The organism is Rhizobium sp. UFLA01-1127, from assembly GCF_059803845.1.
The window spans coordinates 1-8437 of the sequence record NZ_JAUQTZ010000200.1; the positions used below are offsets into that span (position 1 = coordinate 1).

The window sequence follows — 8437 nt, forward strand, 5'->3', positions numbered from 1 at the left end:
ATTCTGGGAGTGAGAAACATGTCCAGCGAATGGCCGCTTTGGGAAGTCTTCATCCGTGGTCAGCACGGTCTCAACCATCGCCATGTCGGCAGCCTGCATGCACCCGATGCCGAGATGGCGATCAACAACGCGCGCGATGTCTATACGCGCCGCAACGAGGGTGTCAGCATATGGGTGGTGCGCTCGTCCGAGATTACCGCCAGCGCCCCTTCGGAGAAGGGGCCGCTCTTCGACCCGTCCAATTCGAAGATCTACCGTCACCCGACCTTCTTCGACATTCCCGATGAAGTGGGGCACATGTGATGGCGGCCACTTCCGTTGAGCCGATGGTCGATCGTGCCGCTCTCTTCGAATTCCTGCTGCGCATCGGCGACAACACGCTGATACTTGGCCATCGCGTCTCCGAATGGTGCGGGCACGGGCCGGCGCTGGAGGAGGATATCGCTCTTGCCAACACGGCGCTCGATCTCATCGGCCAGACACAGCTGTGGCTCGGTCTTGCCGGCGAGGTGGAAGGCAAGGGCCGCTCGGCGGACGATCTTGCCTATCTGCGCGACGGTTTCGAGTTCCGCAACATCCTGCTCCTCGAGCGTCCGAACGGTGATTTCGGCAAGACGCTGATGCGGCAATTCCTCTTCGACGCCTGGCACTATCTGCTGCTGAAAGCGTTGAAAGGCTCGGCCGATCCGCGCATTGCCGAGATCGCGGAAAAGGCATTCAAGGAAGTCTCCTATCATCTTGATCGCAGCCGCGACCTGATCGTCCGCCTGGGCGACGGCACGGCTGAAAGCCATCGCCGCATGCAGGAGGCGCTCGGCGATCTCTGGGCCTTCACCGGCGAAATGTTCATCGGCGATGCATCCGATGCGGCGCTGGTGGAAGCGGGCGTGATCCCGGAACCGCAAAGCCTCAAAGCCGGATGGGATGAGATCGTCTCCGACGCACTTGCGGAGGCGACGCTGAAGCGACCTGCTGACGGCTACATGCACAAGGGCGGCCGGCGCGGCGTTCACACCGAGCATCTCGGCTATATCCTTACCGAACTGCAATTCCTGCAGCGCGCCTATCCGGGCGCGACCTGGTAGGAGGCGCAAATGACGACCGCGCTTCATCCTTCAATCGATGAGATCTGGCACTGGCTGTCTGAAGTGCCAGATCCGGAAATCCCGGTGATTTCCGTGACCGATCTCGGCATCATCCGCGATGTCGGCTGGCAGGATGATACGCTTGTCGTGACGGTGACGCCGACCTATTCGGGCTGTCCCGCCACGACGGTGATCAACCTCGATATCGACCGGGCATTGGCTGAAAAGGGCCTCGACAAAGTGCGCCTCGAGCGCCGGCTGTCGCCCGCCTGGACGACCGATTGGATCAGCGCTGCGGGACGTGAGAAATTGCGCGCCTACGGCATCGCCCCGCCGATCGACGGCACGGCTGAAGACGGCATCTTGATGAAGCGCATCGACCGGCTTTCCGGCCGCGCGAACCTGACGATCGCCTGTCCGCGCTGCGGATCGGCGAAGACCGAGAAGATCAGCCAGTTTGGCTCGACGCCGTGCAAGGCGAGCTATCGCTGCACCGAGTGTCTCGAGCCGTTCGATTATTTCAAGTGCATTTGATCCCAACAGGACGAGACCCGCATCCATGGCACGTTTCCATCCCCTGACCGTCACCGAGGTTCGCCGCGAGACGCGCGATGCGGTCGTCGTCACGCTTGCGCCATCCGAGGAGGATCGGGCCGTCTTCGATTTCACGCAGGGCCAGTATCTGACCTTCCGCCGCAAGTTCGATGATGAGGAGCTACGCCGCTCCTATTCGATCTGCGCCGGCAAGGATGAGGGCGTGCTGAAGGTCGGCATCAAGCGCGTGGATGGCGGCTGCTTTTCGACCTGGATCAATGAAAACCTGAAGACCGGCGACACGCTCGAAGCCATGCCGCCGATGGGCGCCTTCTTCACGGCGATCGAGCCGGATGTCGCCAAGCACTATCTCGGTTTTGCCGGCGGCAGCGGCATCACGCCCGTCCTCTCGATCATCAAGACGGTGCTCGCGCGCGAGCCGCGTGCGGTCTTCACGCTGGTCTATGCCAACAGGCAGATCAGTTCGATCATGTTCCGCGAGGAACTCGACGATCTGAAGAACCTCTATCTCGGCCGTCTCTCGGTGCTGCATATTCTCGAAAGCGAGGCGCAGGAGATCGACCTTTTCACCGGCCGGATCGATGCGGAAAAATGCAAGGCGCTCTTCAAGAGCTGGATCGATCTGACGTCGGTTGCGACAGCCTTCATCTGCGGTCCCGAGCCGATGATGCTGGCGATCGCTGCGGCGCTCCGTGAGCACGGAATGCGCGACGACCAGATCAAGTTAGAGCTTTTCGCTTCTTCACAGCCCGGCCGCGCCCGCCGCAAAATGGAGAGTGTCGCCGCCGCCGATCATGAGACGAGCTGTGAGGCGACCGTCACGCTCGATGGCGCGACGCGTGTCTTCAAGTTTCCCAAGCATGGTCAGTGCCTGCTCGACGCGGCGCTCGAAAACGCGATGGACGCACCCTACGCCTGCAAGGCGGGGGTCTGCTCCACCTGCCGGGCCAAGGTTCTCGAAGGCGAAGTCGAGATGGAGGTCAACCACGCGCTCGAGGATTATGAGGTGCGCCAGGGCTATGTGCTGACCTGTCAGTGCTACCCGCTTACCGACCGCATCGTCGTCAGCTACGACCAATAGGCCGGGCCGCATCGAAGGGAGGAACGACATGTCCGAGACGATGCCGATCGAGCAATATCTGGAGGAGGGCGGGATGCTCTCCTCGCCCGACAATGTGCCTGCTCGCTATCGTGGCGAATTGCTGCGTCTGATGGCGAGCTTCGTCGATAGCGAGCTGGCCGGTTCCGCCGGTTTTGCCGATATCATCAACGATGCGCCCGGCATTCAGGAGCGCATTTCCGCGGCACGCATCGTGCTGGAAAAGACCGATCACGCCGGCCAGGTTTTGAAGATCATGGAGACCTTCGGCGTCGATGGCGGCCGCTACGCCGTGCACCACCCCTGGGCGGTAAGGCTCGCCCGTGATGCCGATATCGGCGCTGTCAGGCAAGGCGGCGACATGCGGCTTTCCGTCTTTCACTATCCGCTTGAAGGCTGGGCGGATGCTGTCGTCATGAATGTTTTGATGGGCACAGCCAGCGTCGTCCAGCTGAAGGAGCTCGCCCGCGTATCCTATCAGCCGCTAGCCGAAGTCTTTCGTGCCGTCCTGCCGCGCGAGAAGCGGCATGCGGAACTCGGTGCTGCCGGCCTTGCCCGCATCGTCGCTGAAGATGGGGGGCGGGCGAAGGCGCGGGCTTCGGTTGCCTATTGGTATCCCCGCGTTGCCGCGAGCTTCGGCCATGCCGGCTCGGCCCGCTTCGAGACATTGTCGCGCTTCGGCCTGCGCCATCAGCCTAACGAGACCCTGCTTGCCGAATGGCAGGCTGAAGTTGATGCGCAGCTGTCCGCGCTTGGACTGAATTAAGCAGCTCCGGAAAACTGCGGAACGGTTTTCCCTTCGAAACTGCTGGGAACGATGAAGGAAGGAAATTCGGATGAACATCATGGCAAGCCAGCCGCGCCGGCTTGAAAGCTACGTCGGAGGTATCTGGGTCGCCGGCGCCAAGCAAGGCGTGCCGCTGCTCGATGCGTCCACAGGCGAGCCTGTCGCGTCAATCGATTCCTCCGGCATCGATTTCAAGCAGACATTGGCACATGGCCGCGACAAGGGCGGGCCGGCGCTCAGGCGCATGTCCTTCCACGAGCGCGCCGCGATGCTGAAGGCGCTTGGCCAGGCGCTGCTCGACAGGAGGGAAGAATTCTACGCGCTTTCGACGGCAACAGGCGCCACGCGCGCCGACAGCTGGGTTGATATCGAAGGCGGTATCGGTACCCTGCTGTCCTACGCCTCCAAGGGCCGGCGCGAGCTGCCGAATGCGCGCGTGCTGCTCGATGGCGATGTGGAGCCGCTTTCCAAGGATCAGAGTTTTTCCGCGCAACATATCTTAAGTCCCCTGCAGGGCGTTGCTGTTCACATCAACGCTTTCAACTTTCCTTGCTGGGGCATGCTGGAAAAAGTCGCGCCGACCCTGCTTGCCGGCGTCCCGGCGATCGTCAAGCCGGCGAGCCAGACGGCCTACCTCACCGAACTTGTGGTCCGCCGCATCATCGAAACCGGTCTGTTGCCGGAAGGTGCGCTGCAGCTTATCTGCGGTTCGGTCGGCGATCTTCTTGACCATGTCGACGGCCAGGATGTGGTGACCTTTACCGGCTCCGCTGCCACCGGCCAGCGCCTGAAGACCCACAAGGAGATCGTCGAGAATTCCGTGCGCTTTACCATGGAGGCCGACAGCCTCAATGCGGCCGTGCTCGGTCTCGATGCCGCCCCGGGCACGGAGGAATTCGACCTCTTCGTCAAGGAGGTCGTCCGCGAGATGACCGTGAAGGCCGGTCAGAAATGCACGGCCATCCGCCGTGTGATCGCGCCCCGGACCTATAGCGAGGCACTGATTGAAGCCTTGAACGATCGCCTCGGTAAGACGGCGATCGGAAATCCGTCCGATGAGACGGTTCGCATGGGGCCGCTTGCGAGCCTCGGCCAGCGCGAAGAAGTGAGGGCGCGCATTCGTGATCTCGCCAGCGAGGCCGAAATCGTCGGCGGTGATCCCGATCATCCGAGTGTCATGTCCGGCGATGCACGCGCCGGCGCCTTCCTCAATCCGGTTCTGCTTTATTGCGACAAGCCGGGTTCGGCGCGCGCCGTTCACGATGTCGAGGCCTTCGGCCCGGTCAGCACCGTCATGCCCTATGATACGGCGGAAGAGGCGGTCGATCTGGCGCGCCGCGGCAAGGGGAGCCTGGTTGCCTCCGTTTTCACCAATGATCCTCATTTTGCCGAGGACGTGGTTCTCGGTCTGGCACCATTCCACGGCCGTGTGATGATCGGCAACCGCGCCAGTGCCAAAAGCTCCACCGGCCATGGCTCGCCTCTTCCGGGCCTCGTTCACGGCGGTCCCGGTCGCGCCGGCGGTAGTGAGGAGCTGGGCGGTATCCGCGGCGTCAAGCACTATATGCAGCGCACCGCCGTACAGGGCACGCCGCGTCTGCTTTCGGCTGTCACCGGTCGCTGGATGGCCGGTGCGGATGCCCGGACAGACAGCGAGCACCCGTTCCGAAAATCGCTCGCCGAACTCAAGATCGGCGATCAGCTCATTACCGCCAAGCGCCCGGTCACGCTCGACGATATCGAGCATTTCGCCCATTTCACCGGAGATACCTTCTACGCCCATATGGACGAGAAGGCGGCCAAGGCCAATCCGTTTTTCGAGGGCCGTGTGGCGCACGGCTATCTCATCGTTTCGTTTGCCGCCGGCCTCTTCGTCGATCCGGCGCCGGGTCCGGTTCTGGCAAATTATGGGGTCGACAATCTGCGCTTCCTGACACCGGTCAATCCGGGTGATACGCTCCAGGTGCAGTTGACCTGCAAGGAGATCAATCCCCGTGCCAATGCCGAGCATGGCGAGGTGCGCTGGGATTGCAAGGTAACGAACCAGATGGATGCCGTCGTCGCGCAATATGACGTTCTGACGATGGTGGCGAAAACGAGAGAGTGAGTGCATGACGACGACCGAGCAAGACCCGCATCGCCTGGAAATGACCGTGCTGATGACGCCGGATATGGCGAATTTCAGCGGCAAGGTACACGGCGGCGCACTTCTGAACCTGCTCGACCGCGTCGCCTTTTCCTGCGCGTCGCGCTACTCCAAACAATATGCGGTGACGCTGTCGGTCGATCAGGTGCTGTTCAAGGAGCCGATCAATGTCGGCGAACTCGTCACCTTCCGCGCCTCGATCAACGATACGGGGCGTACGTCGATGGAAGTCGGCATAAGGGTGGAGGCGGAGAACATTCGATCCGGCCAGCGCCGCCATACCAATTCCTGCTATTTCACCATGGTCGCGGTCGATGAGGCCGGCCGGCCCGTTCGGGTGCCAGAGCTGGTGCCGATAACGCCTGCCGATATTCGCCGGCACAAGGCAGCCCAGCTGCGCCGCACCTTGCGCCGCGAATTCGCGCAGCGGCTGGAGGCGGTAGCGGAGACCGGCCGTGATGTCGAGGGATTAGGAGCCGACTAGATGGCGCAGATCTATTCCTATGACGGCGTAATCCCGATCATCGATCCCGCAGCCTTCGTGCATCCGGCGGCGACCGTCATCGGCGATGTCACTATCGGCCCGGCCTGCTATGTCGGGCCGGGTGCCGTGCTGCGGGGTGATTTCGGACGCATCGTGCTCGAGCGCGGCTCGAATGTGCAGGAGACTTGCGTCGTGCATAGTTTTCCGAATCTGGAAGTGACGATTGGCGAGGCGGGGCATATCGGCCATGGCGCGGTGCTGCACGGCTGCAGGATCGGCGCCAATGCGATGGTCGGCATGAACGCCGTCATCATGGACGAAGCCGTCATCGGCGAAAACGCCATCGTTGCCGCCTTGGCCTTCGTCAAGGCCGGCGCCGAAATCCCCGCAAACAGCCTTGCTCTGGGATCGCCGGCGCGTGTCGTGCGCGACCTGACGCCGGAGGAGATCGCCTGGAAGCGCCAGGGTACCGCCATCTATCAGCGCCTGGCGCTGGAGGCGAAGGAAAAGCTGGCGGCGGTCGAGCCGCTGACCGCGCCCGAGCCGGATCGCCGCCGCATTCGGGCGCCGGAATATGATCCGCTTATCCTCGAACGGATGAAGCTGGGCGGCTGATGCGCGACATCAACGTACGGCTTTGACCCCTTCGAGGATGAGGGTGGTGGCAATGTCGGCATATTCGTCGCGCGTGATCGGCCCGTTGGGCCTGAACCACATATAGACCCAGTTCATCATGCCGAAAAGCGACATGGTGACCGGCATCAATAACGGCCTGTTCTTGTTGAGGTTCGGATTGAGATCCTCGATGACGCTGGAGAAACGCCTGACGATGCGCCGCTCGATCGCTCTCAGTTCCGAAAGCTGCTCCGGCGAGAGGGTATGTGTGCCGTTCAGCTGTACCTTGTGTTCGTTGTCCGCGCCTTCGTAATTCTTCAACACGGATTTCACGAGCAGGCGCAGCCGCTCCTGCGGCGTTACGTCGGTGCGGTCTGCCGCCTCGATTGCGCTTTCGAGTTCCGTCAGATGCGTTTGCACGATGTCGAAGATCAGCGCATCCTTGCCCGGATAGTAGTGATAGAGCAGGGCCTTCGAGACATTGCCGCGCGAGGCGATCATCGACATGGAGGCTTTTTCCATGCCCACCTCGGCAAAGACCGCTGCGGCACTTGCTAAGATGCCACGCTGTTTTTCCTCGAAATCAACTGCGCGCGTGCGTGCCATGTCGTTCTGCTCTGCTCATTCCCCGTCGGTCGTGGCTGCCTGGTGCGGCCGGTTTCCTATATACAGTCAAATCCTTGCCGCGCTATCCCGCCGGATGCCCAATCATTCCTTCGGGCGATTATCGACGACGCGCTTCGCTTTGCCTTCGGAGCGTGCAACGCCGCCCGGCGGATGCACAGTGATCTTCGTCGAGACGCCGACCACGCTCTTGATGTGATGGGTAAGTTCCTTTGCAGAAACGCTTCGCGCAGTTTCGTCCGCCGCCGCCAGCGTGCACTCCACATGAACGGTCATGTTGTCCAATCGGCCGGAGCGCGTCAGTTCGATCTGGAAATGCGGCGCAAGCCCGCGGCATTTCAAGATCTGTTCCTCGATCTGTGTCGGGAACACATTGACACCGCGCAGGATCATCATGTCGTCGCAGCGGCCCGTGACCTTCTCCATGCGGCGCATCGAGCGTGCGGTGCCGGGCAGCAGCCGTGTCAGGTCGCGCGTGCGGTAGCGGATGATCGGCAGACCTTCCTTGGTGAGCGTCGTAAACACGAGCTCGCCGATCTCGCCATCGGGCAAAACGTCGCCGGTGACCGGGTCGATGACCTCCGGATAGAAATGGTCCTCCCAGATATGCAGCCCGTCCTTGCTCTCGACGCATTCGTTGGCGACGCCTGGCCCCATGACTTCCGACAGCCCGTAAATGTCGACGGCATGCATGTCGAAGGCGTGCTCGATTTCGTCACGCATGGCATTGGTCCATGGTTCGGCGCCAAAGATACCGACGGCGAGCGAGCTTTCGCGCGGGTCGAGGCACTGGCGGCGGAATTCGTCGAGAATCGACAGCATGTAGGAGGGCGTGACCATGATGATACGCGGCTTGAAATCCCGCATCAGCATGACCTGCCGCTCGGTCATGCCGCCGGAGACGGGGACCACCGTGCAGCCGAGCTTTTCCGCGCCGTAATGCGCGCCGAGGCCGCCGGTGAAGAGGCCGTAACCATAGGCGATATGGACGAGGTCGCCAGCGCGGCCGCCCGAGGCGCGGATCGAGCGGGCGACAACGGTC

10 protein-coding genes are annotated in these 8437 nt (G+C 62.1%); 8 read left to right on the forward strand and 2 right to left on the reverse strand.

Annotated elements, in window-relative coordinates:
• Positions 1 to 18 precede the first annotated feature (18 nt).
• The 8 genes from paaB (at position 19) to Q4Q11_RS29625 (ending at position 6771) form a co-directional block, all read left to right on the forward strand.
• Entirely contained in the window at positions 19 to 303 is a 285-nt protein-coding gene (paaB, locus tag Q4Q11_RS29590) for a 1,2-phenylacetyl-CoA epoxidase subunit PaaB (protein ID WP_112508543.1), read from the forward strand.
• Positions 303 to 1085: a 1,2-phenylacetyl-CoA epoxidase subunit PaaC gene (gene paaC, locus Q4Q11_RS29595; RefSeq protein WP_498571699.1), complete on the forward strand. Its 783-nt coding sequence runs from the start codon at positions 303 to 305 to the stop codon at positions 1083 to 1085. The genes paaB and paaC overlap by 1 nt, the downstream gene beginning before the upstream one ends.
• A gap of 9 nt (positions 1086 to 1094) precedes the next feature.
• Positions 1095 to 1619, forward strand: a complete 525-nt coding sequence (gene paaD, locus Q4Q11_RS29600) for a 1,2-phenylacetyl-CoA epoxidase subunit PaaD (RefSeq protein ID WP_498571700.1) — start codon at positions 1095 to 1097, stop codon at positions 1617 to 1619.
• 25 nt (positions 1620 to 1644) lie between these two features.
• The gene (gene paaE, locus Q4Q11_RS29605) at positions 1645 to 2721 is read left to right on the forward strand and encodes a 1,2-phenylacetyl-CoA epoxidase subunit PaaE (RefSeq protein ID WP_498571701.1); all 1077 of its coding nucleotides are present in this window, start codon (positions 1645 to 1647) and stop codon (positions 2719 to 2721) included.
• Positions 2722 to 2749: 28 nt separating this feature from the next.
• Positions 2750 to 3505, forward strand: a complete 756-nt coding sequence (locus Q4Q11_RS29610) for a Phenylacetic acid catabolic protein (protein WP_498571702.1) — start codon at positions 2750 to 2752, stop codon at positions 3503 to 3505.
• A gap of 70 nt (positions 3506 to 3575) precedes the next feature.
• A complete protein-coding gene (gene paaZ, locus Q4Q11_RS29615) occupies positions 3576 to 5633 on the forward strand; it encodes a phenylacetic acid degradation bifunctional protein PaaZ (protein WP_498571703.1) in 2058 nt (685 codons plus the stop codon).
• 4 nt (positions 5634 to 5637) lie between these two features.
• Positions 5638 to 6156 carry an acyl-CoA thioesterase gene (locus tag Q4Q11_RS29620; RefSeq protein ID WP_162701717.1) on the forward strand — a complete coding sequence of 173 codons (519 nt, stop codon included), beginning with the start codon at positions 5638 to 5640 and terminating at the stop codon, positions 6154 to 6156.
• Positions 6157 to 6771: a phenylacetic acid degradation protein PaaY gene (locus Q4Q11_RS29625; RefSeq protein ID WP_498571704.1), complete on the forward strand. Its 615-nt coding sequence runs from the start codon at positions 6157 to 6159 to the stop codon at positions 6769 to 6771.
• Positions 6772 to 6780: 9 nt separating this feature from the next.
• Here the strand turns inward: Q4Q11_RS29625 and Q4Q11_RS29630 are convergent, their stop codons facing one another.
• Both Q4Q11_RS29630 and Q4Q11_RS29635 read right to left on the reverse strand, forming a co-directional pair.
• The gene (locus Q4Q11_RS29630) at positions 6781 to 7377 is read right to left on the reverse strand and encodes a TetR/AcrR family transcriptional regulator (protein ID WP_112508561.1); all 597 of its coding nucleotides are present in this window, start codon (positions 7375 to 7377) and stop codon (positions 6781 to 6783) included.
• Between the two features lie 102 nt (positions 7378 to 7479).
• Positions 7480 to 8437: AMP-binding protein (locus Q4Q11_RS29635; RefSeq protein WP_498571705.1), on the reverse strand; the 958-nt coding region annotated here is incomplete at its 5' end.

Excerpts from the sequence above, each read along its gene's own strand:
- Q4Q11_RS29625 (WP_498571704.1), top strand. The coding sequence starts at position 6,157 with ATGGCGCAGATCTATTCCTATGACGGCGTAATCCCGATCATCGATCCC.
- paaE (WP_498571701.1), top strand. The coding sequence starts at position 1,645 with ATGGCACGTTTCCATCCCCTGACCGTCACCGAGGTTCGCCGCGAGACG.
- paaD (WP_498571700.1), top strand. The coding sequence starts at position 1,095 with ATGACGACCGCGCTTCATCCTTCAATCGATGAGATCTGGCACTGGCTG.
- paaB (WP_112508543.1), top strand. The coding sequence starts at position 19 with ATGTCCAGCGAATGGCCGCTTTGGGAAGTCTTCATCCGTGGTCAGCAC.
- paaC (WP_498571699.1), top strand. The coding sequence starts at position 303 with ATGGCGGCCACTTCCGTTGAGCCGATGGTCGATCGTGCCGCTCTCTTC.
- Q4Q11_RS29610 (WP_498571702.1), top strand. The coding sequence starts at position 2,750 with ATGTCCGAGACGATGCCGATCGAGCAATATCTGGAGGAGGGCGGGATG.
- Q4Q11_RS29630 (WP_112508561.1), bottom strand. The coding sequence starts at position 7,377 with ATGGCACGCACGCGCGCAGTTGATTTCGAGGAAAAACAGCGTGGCATC.
- paaZ (WP_498571703.1), top strand. The coding sequence starts at position 3,576 with ATGAACATCATGGCAAGCCAGCCGCGCCGGCTTGAAAGCTACGTCGGA.
- Q4Q11_RS29620 (WP_162701717.1), top strand. The coding sequence starts at position 5,638 with ATGACGACGACCGAGCAAGACCCGCATCGCCTGGAAATGACCGTGCTG.